This is a genomic window from Adlercreutzia aquisgranensis (assembly GCF_943193145.1).
Taxonomy (GTDB): Bacteria; Actinomycetota; Coriobacteriia; order Coriobacteriales; family Eggerthellaceae; genus Xiamenia; species Xiamenia aquisgranensis.
In genome coordinates this window covers 293,194-307,392 of the sequence record NZ_CALPDA010000001.1, presented here as the reverse complement: position 1 = coordinate 307,392, position 14,199 = coordinate 293,194, and the positions used below count along the sequence as shown (strand labels likewise).

The following is a 14,199-nucleotide window of genomic DNA, read 5'->3' as shown; positions in this document are numbered from 1 at the left end:
GGCACGATAATATCGACTCACCTGAGATTATCTTTGGCTAAAGTTTTCGTTAACCGCCGCTAGCTCAGCCCCTGATATTGCCGGAACACAGCAGGACACCCGGTAAAAGCCCTTGCTATACCCGCTCCGACATCTTGTATCCCACTCGCTGCACAGTAAGGATATACTTTGGCTCGCTGGGATTTTCCTCTATCTTTTCGCGTATTTTGCGTACGAATACGGTAATGGAATTCGTCTTTGCGTCGGCCTCCCCCTCACCCCACAGACATTCTTGAATCTGTATACGCGTGAAGACCTTGCCCGGGTGGGATGCCAGCAGAGCCACTATCTCGAACTCCTTCGTGGTCAGATTTGCCGGGTGCCCATCGACGAACACCTGGTACTCGTCGAAGCGAATCTCCAAGCCGCCTATGGTCACCACCCCGTCCCGGCCGTCCCTGCGAGCCGACTCGACTATATCCCTATGGCGTCGTATATGGGCCTCGATGCGAAGCAGCAGTTCCGTCGAGTCGAAGGGCTTGGTCACGTAGTCGTCCCCGCCGGACTTGAAGCCCACGCTCTTGTCGACGATGTCGTTTTTCGCGGAAAGGAAGATGATGGGCACGCGTCTTCCTTCGGTGCGCATGCGCTCGCACAAATCGAAGCCGTTCATCCCCGGCAGCATGACGTCGAGCAGCAGAAGGTCGGGGCGCTCCTTCGCGAACATGGCAAGCCCTTCTTCGGCGTCCATGGCGCCGAAGAAGGTGTAACCCGCCTTCTCGAGCATCTTCCGGATGGCCACGTGCATGCTCTCCTCGTCATCGATCAGCATCACCTTGGTCATTGACTTACCCCTCCCCCTCTTCGCAGCTTATCACCGTGCAGCCAGCGGGAATGCGCACGGAGAACTCCGACCCGGCCCCCAGCACGCTTTCGACGGCCACGGAGAACCCCTGTATCTCTGCGTACTCCTTCACCAGGGCCAAACCCAATCCGCTTCCGTTGTACTTTCGCGTCGACGTGCTGTCCACCTGCACGAACCTCTCGAAAATGCGCTCCTGGTCATCTGGGTGAATGCCGATGCCGTTGTCAATGACGCGCATCACCACGTCGCCCGACGCCGGCTCGCACTCCACGCGCAGGCACACATGGCCTCCGTCGGGCGTGAACTTCACTGCGTTGCCCAAAAGGTTCTCCAAGATGCGCTGAGTTTTCTCGTAGTCGCCGCTCACAAGCGGGACATCGCTTGCCACATGGCTCTCGAACGACACCCGGAAACGCTGAGCCAGAGGCGCTATGGCGCTGCGTACCGACGAGACGACGTCCCCGATATCCATCACCTCGCAGGACGCTTTCATGCCCCCTGCGTCGGAGCGCGCGATGTCGAGCATGTTGTTGATCATCTCCAGCAGGATGGTGCCGTTTTTCCGGACCTCCTCCCACGACTTCTGCTCCACGGCGTCCCGGCCGCCTTCGAGCTCGCCGGCTTCGACGGAAACCTGGGACAGTGTAATGATGGCGGTCAGCGGCGTGCGCAGCTCGTGGTTCACCATCGAGAGCAGGTCGGATTTGAAGCGAGCCTCTTCCTGCAGGCGCACGCTCAAGGCCGTCAAGTCGTCCCGCTGCCGCTCCAGCTTCTCGTTGGCTCGCTCCAGCTTCTCATTGGCGCGCTTCAGATCAAGCGTGCGGTCGGCAACCTGCTCTTCGAGGTTGGCGTAGACGGACCGCACTTCCTCGGCCATGGTGTTGAAGCAGTCAATGACTTCGGAAACCTCTTTCGTCGCACCGCCGCTTTCGACGGAAATCTGAGAACGGCCGGCGCCCACCGCGGAGAAAGCGTTCTTCATGCGATTCATGGGGCCGAACACGAAAACCGTGGTGACCAGCAGCACCACCAGCCCGATGACAAGCGAGAGCAGCAGGAAGAAGGCGGCGTCGCGCATAACGTTCGCCGTCATCGCGTTCTTTTGCTGATCGACGGGGATGACGATGCTGATCGCGCCTCCCACCGAATCGAGCGTCCACCCTTCTTTCACGTGTTCGGTGATGTCCAGCTCTCCCGCAGGCTCGCCATGGCATTCGAGACAACTTTCGTCCACCTTGAGCGCCTGAAGATAGCGGAAGCGCTCTTCACCCTCGAAGTCGGCGATGCCGTAGTATTCGCGTATCTCTTTATTCTCGTTGAAACGGGTCAGTGCCGCCGTCTCGAACTCGTCGGGCTGATCCATGGCGCTTCTGGGGTTGAAGTTAGTGTAGCGAATGGTGTAGTCGTTCCCCGCCGAGAAGATAGCACCCACGCTTTTCCCCACAACTGAGCAGTGCAGCCCTTTGAAGTCGAAGTCCCCCGCCGACGAATAGTTGATCACGTTCTGCGAATTGTCCATGAACTGCCAGACGGCATCCATCTCGCGCGCGAAGGTGCGCGCCTCCTCCAACAGCGCCTCTTCGGTTTGCTGCTGCTGAACATGCACGTCGAAAAGCGAAAAGGCGACAAACGTGACGATGGAGACCGCCGTCAGAGCGGCAAGGTACACCGTTTTGATACCCAGCCTGCGCATTCTCCTCCTCCCGCCAATGCACCGACAACCCTGAAGCACCCCCATAGCCGCTTCAGGGGGCATCGGCAAGAAGCATAAGCCCGAGTCGCGCCGAGGCGCAAACGTCCGCGATAAGTTTTAGATAATACTTTGATTAACCCGACATTACCAGCATGAGCCGTCATCTCTGGACCGCCGCCAACACTGCTGAACGAAAGCGCGCGTCGGCCGTAAGGGTACCAGGGCGCGCACGCTGTGCGCTAGAGACAGGCGAGGCCGAGCCATTCCCAGCAAAAGCTAAGCAACCGCCCAGGTATCGCCAAGCTCCCCTTAAGCTCGCTGGGGCGCGAGGAGGACACGGGCTGAAGGCGGTTAGAACAGCGGGGTCATGGTTCCCGGGGTAGGATTGCCGCCGGCCCCGGGGCCGTATGCGGAACCTGACGCCGAGCCCGACATCGGATGAGGCGTCGGCGGCGCCGTGGGCTGCTCGGGGGCGACCGCCAGCTCCACAGACGAGCGGTCGGCCAGCCGGCGGTAGTCGGGACCGAACCACACCGGCAGCTCCTCTTGGTGAATCACCAGCGGCATGCGGTGGTGCACGGGAACCATCCAGCGGTTCGCCTCAGTGGTCACCATGGACAGGCGACCGTCCTTCCATACGCCGCCTATCAGGGCAATCGGTCTTCCCGGTACCGTGAACTCGTAAGAGCGCTTCGCAGGGCGGCCATCACGCGGGGACGGCGCCGTTTCGGTGGCGCTGGTCTCGAAGAACGAACGCACGGGGATGATGCAGCGGCGATGTTCCATGGAATCGCGCCATAGCGGCTTGTCGGTGCTTTCGATGCGGGTGTTGAACACGAGCCCCGTGCCCCACGGCTCCCGAAATCCCCAGGTGAAGGTGGCGGGCGCTATCGGACCTGCCAGCTGCGAACCGCGTCCAACGCCGGGCGTCGCCGCAACCGGCTGCGCCACGATGACAGGAATCACAGATCCCGGGCGCGCCACCAGGTCGCCGCATCGCGTCGGTCGAGCCGGCCAGTCGGCGCCCAATCCCACAGGGACGCCCAGCTCAAGCTCGTGGATAACGTCGAGCACCTCGTCGTATTCCAATATGACGCATTTTCCGCACATGGTCCCATGATAGCAGGGTCTCGCAAGCAGCCGGCAACGGCCACCTGGGTTGGTGCGCTCGACGCGCGACAATCGTCGCCTGACGCACTGGGTTCGTCGCGTCCAGCGGAAAGCTTCACGTCCGACCGCTATAGCAACAGCCCGTCGCGGCTACGAGCGCATTCACGTCAACACAACCGCACGCAGTCCGCCATGCTCCATTGTCGCCAGCCCGGTGCGCTGGCGCACTGGCGCCCCTGGCTCCCTACCCCTCGCTGCCCACGAGGTCGACGGCGTCTCCCGGCGCCACGCGGCCGCCTTCTAGCACGCGGCAGAAGACGCCTTCGCGGGGCATGATGCAGTCTCCCATCTTGTGGTAGATGGCGCAGTGGGCGTGGCATTGCTTGCCGATTTGGGTGAGCTCCAGCAGCGCTTCCCCGCACCGAAGGCGCGTGCCCACAGGCAGCGATTTCAGGTCGAAGCCTTCCACGATGATGTTCTCGCCGAACGAGCCGTCCGCCACGTCCGCCCCCAGCGCTTTGAAAGCCTCGATCTGCTCGTAACCAAGCAGGCTCACCTGGCGGTGCCACTTTCCCGCGTGGGCGTCGTCCTCGATGCCCCAGTCGGGCTTGAGGTCCACGGATGCGGTTGCGGTTTTCTGGATGCCTTTGACGTCGCTGGTGCAAACGGCCTTGACAGTGCCCATGTTGCACGCTCCCTTCCCTGAAGGCGATATGCCGCGCGCCACCTCGGCATACCCGGTGCAACAACAGAAAGATGCGAGCTCGCCGCCGCTGCACTACGGCCGACGAGCGTTGGATCCGGCGCGTCGATATTATACTTGTTTGAGGCTAATGCCGCAACCAAAAGCGGCAGATGGGCCAAACGGAGCGGCAGGGCAGCGGGTACGGTGGCCTTGAGGGACGGGAGCGTCGTGCGCTGCAAGATGGCACAGAGGACAAGGCGACGCGGGCTATAGCACAGGGGGCATAGCACTAGGGACGACTCTGCATGTTGCGCCAGCCGGCATGCAATTCCGTTCAAGAACCAGCGGCGGGATTGCGCTATAGTACGTGGCTTAGGAGGCGGCAGCGGCGTAAGGCAGCGCGAGACGGAAGATGCGGAAGGCGCACGACATCGAAGAAGGGCGATCCGAGGCGGCCCGCTGCACGATTGCGCCTGTTCCCTGCATCGGCGGCGAGTACCGCAGCTACCGCGGCGTCGCACAGCCCTTCCCCGCCCATTCCCACGAGCACTACGTGGTGGGCCTCGTGACCCAGGGAGCCAGGCGGCTTGTCTGGAACGACCAACCGCACCTGCTGGAACCCGGCGACTTGTTCGTCTTCAATCCCGGCGACGTGCACGGCTGCCAGCAGCAGGGCAGCGGCCTGCTCGCCTTCGAAAGTCTCACGTTCTCGGCCGACTTCGCCGAAGGCATCCGCCTTAGGGGCCCGCGCACCAGGAGCGCCGACGCGGTGGCGCTGTTCCGCGCGGTGATCGACAACCTGAACGCAGCCGGCGAAACGGTGGAGGGGTCGGAAACGCGCGCTTCCGGAGCGGTGCCGGCGAAGACCAGCGATCGCAAGGCGAATGTGCCCGCTTCCCCCGAAACCCGGCGCCCTGCCAGCATGGAGGCTGTTCGGAAGTCGGCACTTGCGCTGCTGAGCTTCCTTGCGGAAACCGACAGTCCCGACGCCGATGCGGCGGGCACCCCTGCAGCCGCCGGCAGCGTGCTCGGGCCGACGGCAACGCCGATCCTCGACGACCCCGCGGGGCGAACGTTTCGACACTTGGCCGGCAATTTGGCCAATCCGTCGCGCCTCCATCAGATCGCGCAGCGGGAAACCCTTTCGGATGCAGCGCTCATCAGGGCTTATCGCCGACGGTTCCGCATCACGCCCATGCAGCACTTGGCTTCGCTGCGCATCGAGCGCGCCTGCAAGCTGCTCGCCGACGGGATGGAGCCGGCCGCCGTCGCCGCTGAAACCGGGTTCGCGGACCAGGCGCACCTGACCAGGGAGTTCAAGCGGAGAGAGGGCCTGACGCCGGGGAGCTATCGCCGGCAATTGGTAGCGGCAGGCGAGTGCAGCAAGGGAGACGGGACGAGCCCAGCCCGAAAGGATGGCGTTTCGTGAAATACCACTTGATCGCCTTGTTCACCGTGTTCGTATGGGGTATCACGTTTGTGTCGACGAAGGTGCTGCTGGCCGATTTCACGCCGCTGTGGATACTGGCCCTGCGCTTCGCTGTGGGCTTCCTGGCCTTGTGCGCGCTGCGGCCGCGCATGCTGTGCCTGGCAGATCGGCGACACGAGCTGCTGTTCGTCGCCGCCGGGGCAACGGGCATCGCCGCGTACTACCTACTGGAAAACGTTGCGCTGATGCTTACCACGGCAACGGCGGCAGGCGTCATTGTGGCGGCCTCTCCCCTGTTCACCGCGTTGCTGCAGGCAGCTCGCGGAGACCGCAGCGCCCTTTCGGCCCGGTTCTTTGCAGGTTTCGCCATGGCCATGGCCGGCCTTGTGATCGTGGGGATGGGCAGCACCGGCGCGGGTGCAGGCGCCGAAGCCACGGCTAGCGCTGTCAGTGGAGCGAGCAGCGCGATCGCATCGAACAGCCCGGACCTGGCAGCCGACCCGGGCACGCTGGGCGGAGACCTGCTGGCCCTGGCGGCGGCGCTGGTGTGGGCGGTGTACTCGCTGCTGGTGAAGCACATCGCCGACTTGGGCTACGAGACGGTGGCTTCCACGAAGCGCACCTTCCTGTGGGGGCTGGTCTTCATCGTGCCCGCTACCGCGGCCTTCGGCGCCCCCGTTCCCGCGTCCGACGCGTTCACCGAGCCGGTCAACCTTGCGAATCTGCTGTTCCTGGGGGCTGTCGCCTCGGCTTCCTGCTTCGTCACCTGGGGCGTTGCCGTGAAGCGATTGGGGGCGGTCACCTCGACCACCTACATTTACCTGGTGCCCGCCATCACCGCCGCTGCCTCCATCATCGTGCTAGGAGAGCCGCTGAACGCCGCAATCGTCGGCGGCATCGCGCTCACCATCGCCGGATTGGTGCTCTCCCAATGGCAGCCAACGGCCAAGCGCGAGACTGGCTCGGGCGACGCGCCGGTGCCGGCGAGCTGCGCCGAGGACGGGTAAAAGGCGGAAGGCGCCTAGGCGCGGCAAGCCGAAGCAGGAGGCGGGCGGCGGCGACGGGCGATCGGCGAGAGAGCAGGCGCAACTCGGCCGACGTTCGCGTTGCAACAAGGAGGCGTCGGAGTGCGAGGGCGCCGCATGGCTTCGTGACGTTTCGGCAAACCCTTCCCCGCGTCGCGTCCGCCCGTGCCACCCAGCGTACAATCGCCTTGACGCCCCTTGCGCGCCATCGCTTCGGGACGAAGGAACGCCGCCCATGAAACCGCATTCCGGCACATATCCGCTCCAGCCGCCACAGCACGTCACCGCCCCCGAGCCGACGGTGTCCTTCGACAAGCGCGGCTGCGGGCCCCTGCTGCGAAAGCACCCGAGCCTGCAAGGCAAAACCGCCCGAACCATCCGGAGCCAAATAGGAAACGGCCTGTTCAAGTCGAAATTCGCCACCACGGTCCGCTGGCAGGGGCTGCCCATCTGGGAATGCCGCGTCAACGAGCAGAGCGTCGGATCGGTTCGGGCCGCCTACGTCGTAAACGGCAGCGCCGCCACCGTGCTCTACCTGTCCGCCACGCTGCAGAAACGGGCGTTCGCCGCCGAGCTGGACCGGTTTCTGAAAAGGGGGCAGCGATGAAGCTCGTTCCCGTGAAGCAGGCGCAGGCGCGGCTCTTCAACGCCATGGCCGACAAAACCCTGCGCCAGCTTACCCTGAGCACGTTCAAGAAGGACCGCTCCCTCACGCTGGAGCGGCGCGAGGAGGGCTGGCTACTCGTCGAGGACGGTTTCCAGAAGCACCGCGAGCCGATTCCTGCCGGAGCCCCTGGAAAACGCCTGCTGAAAGAGGCGTTCAAACGGGAGTTCCCCCGCAGCGCCAACGCCTATATCGCCGAAGTGCGCTAGGCCCGCCTGCGCCCGCGCGGCTTCCCCGCCCCCCGAATAGCCCGTGTTATCATGCGTTGCTTGCGGCAACGGGGCAGCTTTCTGTACGCTTCTTGCGCCGGACACGCAATCGGAAAGGAGCCGTGCAGTGCTTAACGAGAACATCAAGGCCATCCGTCGGGCGAAGGGAATCTCGCAGGAGGAGCTGGCCATCAAGCTGAACGTGGTGCGCCAGACGCTGTCGAAGTGGGAGCGCGGGCTGTCGGTTCCCGACTCCGACATGCTGGTGGCCCTGTCCGAGGCGCTCGACACGCCCGTCAGCACGCTGCTCGGGGAGACCGTTACCGAGCCCACCGCCGACGACCTGCGGGCGCTTTCCGAGAAGCTGGAGGTGCTGAACTTGCAGTTCGCTCGGAAAGCCGCTGCTCGCAGACGGGCGCTGCAGGTGCTGCTCGCGTTGTTGTGCGTTGGCGCCCTAGCCGTGCTCGCAGCAATGGCCGTATGGGGGAGTCCTTATCTGAACTGGGATTACGCCAATCCCGAGGAAGCCGTCGCCGGCACGATGCTGCATGGATTCGAATGGCTGGCCGTCAGGTTGGCGCCCATCGTGCTTCTGGCGTCCCTGGTTGGGCTGGTCTTCGCCTGCCGGAGGGTGTAGGGCGGCCCGAAGCGGGCGGCTGCGGGGCCGAGAGCGGCTGCATAGGAGCGAGTGATTGCGCAGGAGCGAGCGGGCGCGCCGCCGAGGGGCAATCACCGCGCACTGTCGTGGGGATTTGCTGAAACGGCCGAAACGCTGCGGGCACTACGGGCGCTTGGCGCATAATGTTCTTCCACTGCGAGCGTGATCCAATGGTAGAATTTCAGCTTCCCAAGCTGCTAGCGGCGCAAGCACCCGCGAAACACGCGAAATGCGTGGTCGAGAAATAACCAGTTCAGAACCGTGATTTCTGAAACTTGGGAAATCCTTCTCCCTTCTTGGCTTTTCGAGAAACCCCGATATTTCCAGTGCGCTTCCAGTATTTTCGCGAAACGCACGCCCATCGCACATTGCGCGAGGGCCGCCTGGCCTCCCGATGCGGGCAACCGCAAAAGGAGGCTCATGAGCCATGCCATGCAGAGCCATCGCAGTAGCGAACCAGAAGGGCGGCACGGGAAAGACCGCCACCACCTTGAGCTTGGGGGTAGCCCTCGCGCATCGCGGGAAGAGGGTGCTCCTCGTGGACACCGACCCGCAGGGCGACCTCACCAAGTCGCTCGGCTGGAAGGACCCCGACTGACTCTGGAGATGGAGCGCGTAATCGAAGAGGTTGAGCACAGCCTCGCAGTCGAGCATATGACCATGACGGAAGCTGAGAAAGACAACTTGCGCAAAGTCGGTCGCGGCGAGATGACCTATCGCGACTTGATAGCCTAGTATGTTGCCGATGCAAAACAGCTGGCGGCCTCCCATGGTTGACCGCCGATCATATAACTACCAATACGATGCCGACGCCCCTATGTCTACGCAGGCACTAAGGTTCTCATCAACAAACTCGGCTTAACCAACTTCGACGAACTATGGAATGCCGAGCGCGCTATCACCGGCGTTGCGGCAGCCGAACTTGAGGAACACTCCGTCAATGGTTCATTCGACCTCGCCCATCTTCAAGCAATCCATAGGGCTCTTTTCGGCGAGATTTATGACTGGGCCGGCGAAATACGGAAAAAGGGCTTCATCTCAAAGGGAAATTCCCTGTTCTGCGGCGCGGAGTTTATCATTCCCTATTCCCAAAACCTTTTCGAGGCTCTTAAGGCGGAGAATTACCTGCGCGATCTCGAACGCGGTGACTTTATCGAGCGGATGGCGTTCTACATCGCGGAGATAAATGCCCTCCACCCTTTCCGCGAGGGAAACGGAAGAACGCAGCGTATATTTGCGAACCAATTGGCCCGACAAGCGGGCTGGGAACTCAACTTCAAAGCCGTCAGCCCCGAGAGGCTATACGAAGCTTATATTTCCTCAATGGTCGACATGAGCGACTTGATCGATCTTCTCAATGATACCGTGAGCCCAAAGGAAAACTGAGACGCTGATTTATCGGCACAGGGCCTTCTCGCTTAAGCGCTGGCGCGATGCGCCGGCCGGCGAATAGACGCCCCTCAGGTGCTGCATTGCACGACCCAGCCTGTTCGGCGGCTCGCTCACGGTATCGCCCTCGCTCCTTATTCCTCTCGGAAACAGCCGTGGCACGGCAGTAAGCCGTGCCACGGAGGGGAGGGTAAGACAAGGAGCGAAACGCTAAGCCTCCATCAAGTTTTGCACAGCCAGATAGGCGAACGTGATGGCAGCGGCCCAATCACCGCCATAGACATGATGGGTGTACATACCGCCAGCCCACAGACCACCGGCGCATTCGCCAATCGCGTAGAGACCGGGAATGACATCTCCCTCGGGCGTGACAACTCGGGCGACCTCGTCGGTATGCAGGCCGCTACACGTGCTGAGCAGCGTCGAGCCCTCGTGGATAGCGTAGAACGGCGGCGTATCGAGCGGATAGAGGAACTCCTTCTCGAACAGCGTGTCGACTCCGCCCGCTGCATCGCGCGTGGTGCGCTCGAACGTTTCCTTCAGAGTCGCAGCGTCGACGCCCATCTTCTCCGCGAGCTCCTCCACCGTGTCGGCCTGAATCAAAGCGCCCTCCTCGATCATCTGCCCGATCACCGCCACCGACCCATCGGCGATAGTTGGATCGTTGGACAGATAGGCCGTTTTGAGCTGTGCGGCCGCTTGGGGATAATTGGCATCGAGAACCGTCCAGCAACGTCCGTGGGTCTGGTTGATAATGGCGCCGCCGAGCATGCTGACGGGCACCTCCTCGTTCACGAAACGGCGGCCCTGTTCGTTCACGCGAATCCAGGGAATGAAGAGGGCCGGGATGCCCATCATATGCGCATCGACTATACCGTAGCTGTTGAGTAGGGCCGAATGGGGCGCGTCGTCTTCCGCGGCTCCTACCGCAAGGCCCATCTCGTGCCCGTCGCCGGTCACACCGACGTTGGCGAATTGCACGGCGGCAACCGTGGCGTAATCGCGCGGGCGCATGTACTTCTTCATGCGCTCCATGTTCGCCGCATAGCCGCCCGTCGCCAACAGGACTCCCTTCGACGCGTTAAGCTGCGTATACGCGCCGTCGCTCCCCTTCACGACAACACCGGTCACTGCACCGTTCCCGTCTTGCACAAGCTGCACGGCAGGCGTGTCGAAGCGAATCTCTGCACCTTGGGCCAAAGCGAGGTCGGCAATGGATTTGTGGACGTCAGCCTGCCGCTGGTTGCGTCCCCCAACCCACGTGATGTTGGCGTTGACGCAGCGCGTCCAACCCTCCATCATGATCCCGGGGAAGGCGGGGAACGTCGGCTCGGCCTCGATGCCCGCCGGCACCAGGGCGTTGTCGTAGAGCCAGTCGAACGCCTCTCCGCTGTGATGATAGAGCGCCGCGAGCTTTGGCCCGTTGGCCCGATAGGCACTCGAGGTCATGAGGGCCTCCATGAAGTCCTTGAAGGTCGGACAGGGAAACTGGTGCTGCTCCTGAACCTTCGAGTTGATAACGAAAATATCCCCGGGATTGGCAGCAGGGACGCTCATCTTCTCCACCACCAACGTCTTAAGCCCGTTTGCAGACGCATAGGCTGCGGCGGCCGAACCAGCCGCTCCCATGCCGACGATAACCACATCCCAGTCTTCCGTCTGGGCGATGTCAGTCACGGGCTCGGACTCGAACGCTACCTCACCTTGGGGTGGCAGCCAGCACTCGTACTCGGCCGTCGGATCCACGGCGCCCGTATCGGACATGTCCGCAGTCTCGGCCTCTTCCTGCTTCATCCTTTCCTGCTTAGCAGCATTCGGCGCACAGCCGAACATACCCGCGGCACCCAAAAGGGCCGCTGCCGTCATCGATCCTTTCAGGAACGTCCGCCGCTCCATATTCGCCTCATCGATGCCATGCACGTGCGTCTCGCTCATGTCGATTCCTCCCTCCTTCTCGCCCTCCGTAACGGGCGATCCGATCATTCCCGATTCACCGGGCTGACGGAAGCATACGAGGAGGAATCTGACGCGTCATCGCTTGCGCTAGGGGAAATCGACGTATCACCCAGATTTGGGGAGAAGGATCTCATCAGGCATTTTAATGATTTCAACCAAATCATCGCGAGAATGGATGCCGATCTTGGCATAGATGTGCTTTACATGGGTGCGTACGGTATCCTGCGAGACCATCAGGCGCTGAGCCGCCGCGGGAATGCTCCACCCTTCGCTCAAGCAAGTAAGAACCTCGGTCTCCCGATCGGTCAGCTGGTAGACATCCGCTATGGCCTGACAGCGTCCATGGAGCTCATTCTCGAGGAAGTTAGCCGAAAGCGGCGTCACGGCAATACGCTTCACAGCGAGTGCCTGGGGCTTCTGGAACGACCACGATTCACGAAAGCAGACGATAAAGAACAGGTACGAGCAGAGCGAGAGAACCACGAACCGATCGATGTCCCTGTCACCCGACGCATGTATCGCCATCGACGCGAGGACGATTCCGAGAAAAAACGCGAGGAACACGAGAAGTGCCGCACCCCAGAATCGCAGAGACCGCACACGGGGATCGCCAAGGCACTGGCTGAGCGCATAGAACATCATGCTCACGTTGACCGTAAATGCGCCAAGCAGTACAGCGGCAGTCGCTCCCACCAAGGCATCGCCGGCACATACCAGAAAACAGTAAGCCAATGCCGACAGGACAACGCAGACCTTCGCGTAAGAATAGATGCTCCGTAGGCATCCAAGAGCTGGGGTAATCGTCAAGATGATGGTCAGCGAGAGCAGCGAAAGAATATAGAGCATCGTATAGCTCGCACTCGCCAAATTCGTGGGATTCATCACAATGGGGCAGATCATTCCACCGGCGAACAAAAGCGCGGTCGTCGATCCCAGCACCATGGGAAGCCGACGTCGATCCTCGGCTCCCTCTGGCAATACCGTCTCGTATTCCGTCAAAGAGGAAGAAAGACGTCGATGCGCGATGTACCACACGAGGGAAACCAGGCAGCAGAGGGCGGAACCGGCGAGGGGGAACCTCTCAATGGGAAAGAACACAACAAAGGCGGCGATAAGGGATCCGGGAACGGCATGCTTCCAGAAATCGGTCTCGGAAGTGGCCCGACAGTAATCGACAATGTACAGGAACCCCATGGCCGATGCGACAGATAGAAGCACGGCGGAGGGAATGATCTCAACGAGCCAGAATCCACCCAAAGCTGGCGCAATGGCGTGGGCAGCGAAATACCACGCGACACCGGCAAGGAACAGGGCGCACATGCGCAATGGTGAAGCCCAGTTCTCCATGGAAAGCGGGCGCATAACCGTTATCTGCGAGGCTATGCCCAGAACAACGAGCACCGCAACTTGGACGATCGCCCAAACGATGAAGACCTGCCCATCTGGTTGTGCGTTGATCCGAGCAGGGATGAACGTGAAACCCGTAAGGATAATGGTCAGATTGGCGCACCAATGGAGAATAACCCAGCCATTCCCCAGCTTATAGGAAGCCGAAGGCTCCTCACGACCATCAGTCATGGCATACCTTCCTCACAGCAACGTTGTCGAAATGCCGCACTGAATCGCAAAAGTCCAGACAGCGAAAACCTCTTCTCCCATGCAAGACGAGATGCCCGACGAGCGGACGGCAAGCAGCGTCTACGGCGAAGAGCGCCTCCCATCATACACGATGTGGACCAGCTTCGCGCTCGGGGCGCGACCTCCCGCTTATTCCAGCGGCTTGTCCGTGCCTGGGACGTCCTGGATGGTGCGCAGGCCGTTTGACGGCGGCTCGCCGAGGGGGAACCAGTACTTCCACGCCTCGAAGGGATGGGCGCCCTCCACCTGGTCCACGTCCCTAAAGGCGTCCTTGGGGACGATGGTGTGCAGCTCGCGGCCGCTTTCCGTGAGCAGGTGGATGCCGCCGGCCGCCAGCGCCTCGTCGCAGAAGGTGAGGCAGTTGTAGGTAATGAGGTTGTAGGTGCCGGTATGCGCGCGGCGGTCCTCGGCACAGGCCTGCACGGCGCGGAAGGTCGCCTCGTCGCACCACAGGGCGATGGCGCAGTTCACGTGCTCGTTTCACCAGTTCCCCGGCTGGCCGTGCACGATCCAGCCCGAGCGCTCCCGCAGCTCGGCGAAGGTCATGGGCTCCTTGAGGTCGGCCATGATGCCCGGCGCCTCCAGCTGGCTGCTGTGGCGGTAGTAGGAGTAGGCCTGCAAGGGGCCGCCCACCGGGCCCAGCGCCAGGATGCAGTGGCCCTCGTCCCACGCCGCCTCCAGGTTGAACAGCAGGAACACGTTGTACGAGTTCGCCGGCGGCTTCGTCTATGCCGCGGGAAGCAGCGCCTCGCGCTGCTAGTTAGCGTGGCAGCAGCGAAGGGTCTCCCTCGTCTCCGCCTCCTTGAGGGAATGCACCATGGCTCTCGCTCCTCCTCTTTCGGCGGCCCCCCCTCCGTATCGGCGGATGACCGGTCGACGCCCATTATAGGGAGCGCCCC

At 62.2% G+C, this 14,199-nt stretch carries 15 protein-coding genes; 7 read left to right on the top strand and 8 right to left on the bottom strand.

Features of this window, described 5'->3' with window-relative positions:
- Nucleotides 1-115: 115 nt before the first annotated feature.
- The 4 genes from NFR41_RS01230 to NFR41_RS01215 form a co-directional block, all read right to left on the bottom strand.
- A complete protein-coding gene (locus tag NFR41_RS01230; RefSeq protein ID WP_160214434.1) occupies nt 116-823 on the bottom strand; it encodes a response regulator transcription factor in 708 nt (235 codons plus the stop codon).
- Nucleotides 824-827: 4 nt separating this feature from the next.
- Entirely contained in the window at nt 828-2,537 is a 1,710-nt protein-coding gene (locus tag NFR41_RS01225) for an ATP-binding protein (RefSeq protein ID WP_160214435.1), read from the bottom strand.
- A 351-nt stretch (nt 2,538-2,888) separates the two neighbouring features.
- Nucleotides 2,889-3,647 (bottom strand): SOS response-associated peptidase family protein, encoded by a 759-nt coding sequence (locus NFR41_RS01220; protein ID WP_251230368.1) that lies wholly within the window; start codon nt 3,645-3,647, stop codon nt 2,889-2,891.
- Nucleotides 3,648-3,891: 244 nt separating this feature from the next.
- Complete coding sequence (locus NFR41_RS01215; protein WP_251230367.1) at nt 3,892-4,332, bottom strand: MOSC domain-containing protein; 441 nt, start codon at nt 4,330-4,332, stop codon at nt 3,892-3,894.
- A 412-nt stretch (nt 4,333-4,744) separates the two neighbouring features.
- Between NFR41_RS01215 and NFR41_RS01210 the strand changes: the two genes are divergently transcribed.
- From NFR41_RS01210 to NFR41_RS10565, 7 genes are all read left to right on the top strand, one after another.
- A complete protein-coding gene (locus NFR41_RS01210; RefSeq protein ID WP_285833835.1) occupies nt 4,745-5,761 on the top strand; it encodes an AraC family transcriptional regulator in 1,017 nt (338 codons plus the stop codon).
- Complete coding sequence (locus NFR41_RS01205; RefSeq protein ID WP_251230365.1) at nt 5,758-6,768, top strand: DMT family transporter; 1,011 nt, start codon at nt 5,758-5,760, stop codon at nt 6,766-6,768. Before NFR41_RS01210 ends, NFR41_RS01205 begins: the two co-directional genes overlap by 4 nt.
- 253 nt (nt 6,769-7,021) lie before the next feature.
- On the top strand, nt 7,022-7,393 hold the full coding sequence (locus NFR41_RS01200) for a hypothetical protein (protein WP_251230364.1): 372 nt from the start codon (nt 7,022-7,024) through the stop codon (nt 7,391-7,393).
- Nucleotides 7,390-7,659, top strand: coding sequence for a hypothetical protein (locus NFR41_RS01195; RefSeq protein WP_160214441.1), 270 nt, complete (start codon nt 7,390-7,392; stop codon nt 7,657-7,659). The genes NFR41_RS01200 and NFR41_RS01195 overlap by 4 nt, the downstream gene beginning before the upstream one ends.
- Nucleotides 7,660-7,786: 127 nt before the next feature.
- On the top strand, nt 7,787-8,296 hold the full coding sequence (locus tag NFR41_RS01190) for a helix-turn-helix domain-containing protein (RefSeq protein WP_251230363.1): 510 nt from the start codon (nt 7,787-7,789) through the stop codon (nt 8,294-8,296).
- Between the two features lie 448 nt (nt 8,297-8,744).
- Nucleotides 8,745-8,915 carry a ParA family protein gene (locus tag NFR41_RS01185; protein WP_285833834.1) on the top strand — a complete coding sequence of 57 codons (171 nt, stop codon included), beginning with the start codon at nt 8,745-8,747 and terminating at the stop codon, nt 8,913-8,915.
- Nucleotides 8,916-9,115: 200 nt separating this feature from the next.
- On the top strand, nt 9,116-9,703 hold the full coding sequence (locus NFR41_RS10565) for a Fic/DOC family protein (protein ID WP_432762679.1): 588 nt from the start codon (nt 9,116-9,118) through the stop codon (nt 9,701-9,703).
- A 213-nt stretch (nt 9,704-9,916) separates the two neighbouring features.
- Here NFR41_RS10565 and NFR41_RS01180 read toward each other — a convergent pair whose 3' ends face one another.
- The 4 genes from NFR41_RS01180 to NFR41_RS01165 all read right to left on the bottom strand — a co-directional run bounded on the left by NFR41_RS01180 (nt 9,917) and on the right by NFR41_RS01165 (nt 13,999).
- Nucleotides 9,917-11,641: an FAD-dependent oxidoreductase gene (locus NFR41_RS01180; RefSeq protein WP_251230362.1), complete on the bottom strand. Its 1,725-nt coding sequence runs from the start codon at nt 11,639-11,641 to the stop codon at nt 9,917-9,919.
- Nucleotides 11,642-11,767: 126 nt separating this feature from the next.
- Entirely contained in the window at nt 11,768-13,240 is a 1,473-nt protein-coding gene (locus NFR41_RS01175) for a helix-turn-helix transcriptional regulator (protein WP_251230361.1), read from the bottom strand.
- Between the two features lie 189 nt (nt 13,241-13,429).
- A complete protein-coding gene (locus tag NFR41_RS01170) occupies nt 13,430-13,771 on the bottom strand; it encodes a C97 family peptidase (RefSeq protein ID WP_251230360.1) in 342 nt (113 codons plus the stop codon).
- Nucleotides 13,772-13,780: 9 nt separating this feature from the next.
- Nucleotides 13,781-13,999 (bottom strand): hypothetical protein, encoded by a 219-nt coding sequence (locus tag NFR41_RS01165; protein WP_251230359.1) that lies wholly within the window; start codon nt 13,997-13,999, stop codon nt 13,781-13,783.
- Nucleotides 14,000-14,199 lie beyond the last annotated feature (200 nt).

What these genes read in the sequence shown, in the direction of transcription:
- NFR41_RS01180 (WP_251230362.1), bottom strand. Translation starts at nt 11,641, where the DNA reads ATGAGCGAGACGCACGTGCATGGCATCGATGAGGCGAATATGGAGCGG.
- NFR41_RS01225 (WP_160214435.1), bottom strand. Translation starts at nt 2,537, where the DNA reads ATGCGCAGGCTGGGTATCAAAACGGTGTACCTTGCCGCTCTGACGGCG.
- NFR41_RS01215 (WP_251230367.1), bottom strand. Translation starts at nt 4,332, where the DNA reads ATGGGCACTGTCAAGGCCGTTTGCACCAGCGACGTCAAAGGCATCCAG.
- NFR41_RS01175 (WP_251230361.1), bottom strand. Translation starts at nt 13,240, where the DNA reads ATGACTGATGGTCGTGAGGAGCCTTCGGCTTCCTATAAGCTGGGGAAT.
- NFR41_RS01210 (WP_285833835.1), top strand. Translation starts at nt 4,745, where the DNA reads ATGCGGAAGGCGCACGACATCGAAGAAGGGCGATCCGAGGCGGCCCGC.
- NFR41_RS01185 (WP_285833834.1), top strand. Translation starts at nt 8,745, where the DNA reads ATGCCATGCAGAGCCATCGCAGTAGCGAACCAGAAGGGCGGCACGGGA.
- NFR41_RS01195 (WP_160214441.1), top strand. Translation starts at nt 7,390, where the DNA reads ATGAAGCTCGTTCCCGTGAAGCAGGCGCAGGCGCGGCTCTTCAACGCC.
- NFR41_RS01200 (WP_251230364.1), top strand. Translation starts at nt 7,022, where the DNA reads ATGAAACCGCATTCCGGCACATATCCGCTCCAGCCGCCACAGCACGTC.
- NFR41_RS01230 (WP_160214434.1), bottom strand. Translation starts at nt 823, where the DNA reads ATGACCAAGGTGATGCTGATCGATGACGAGGAGAGCATGCACGTGGCC.
- NFR41_RS01220 (WP_251230368.1), bottom strand. Translation starts at nt 3,647, where the DNA reads ATGTGCGGAAAATGCGTCATATTGGAATACGACGAGGTGCTCGACGTT.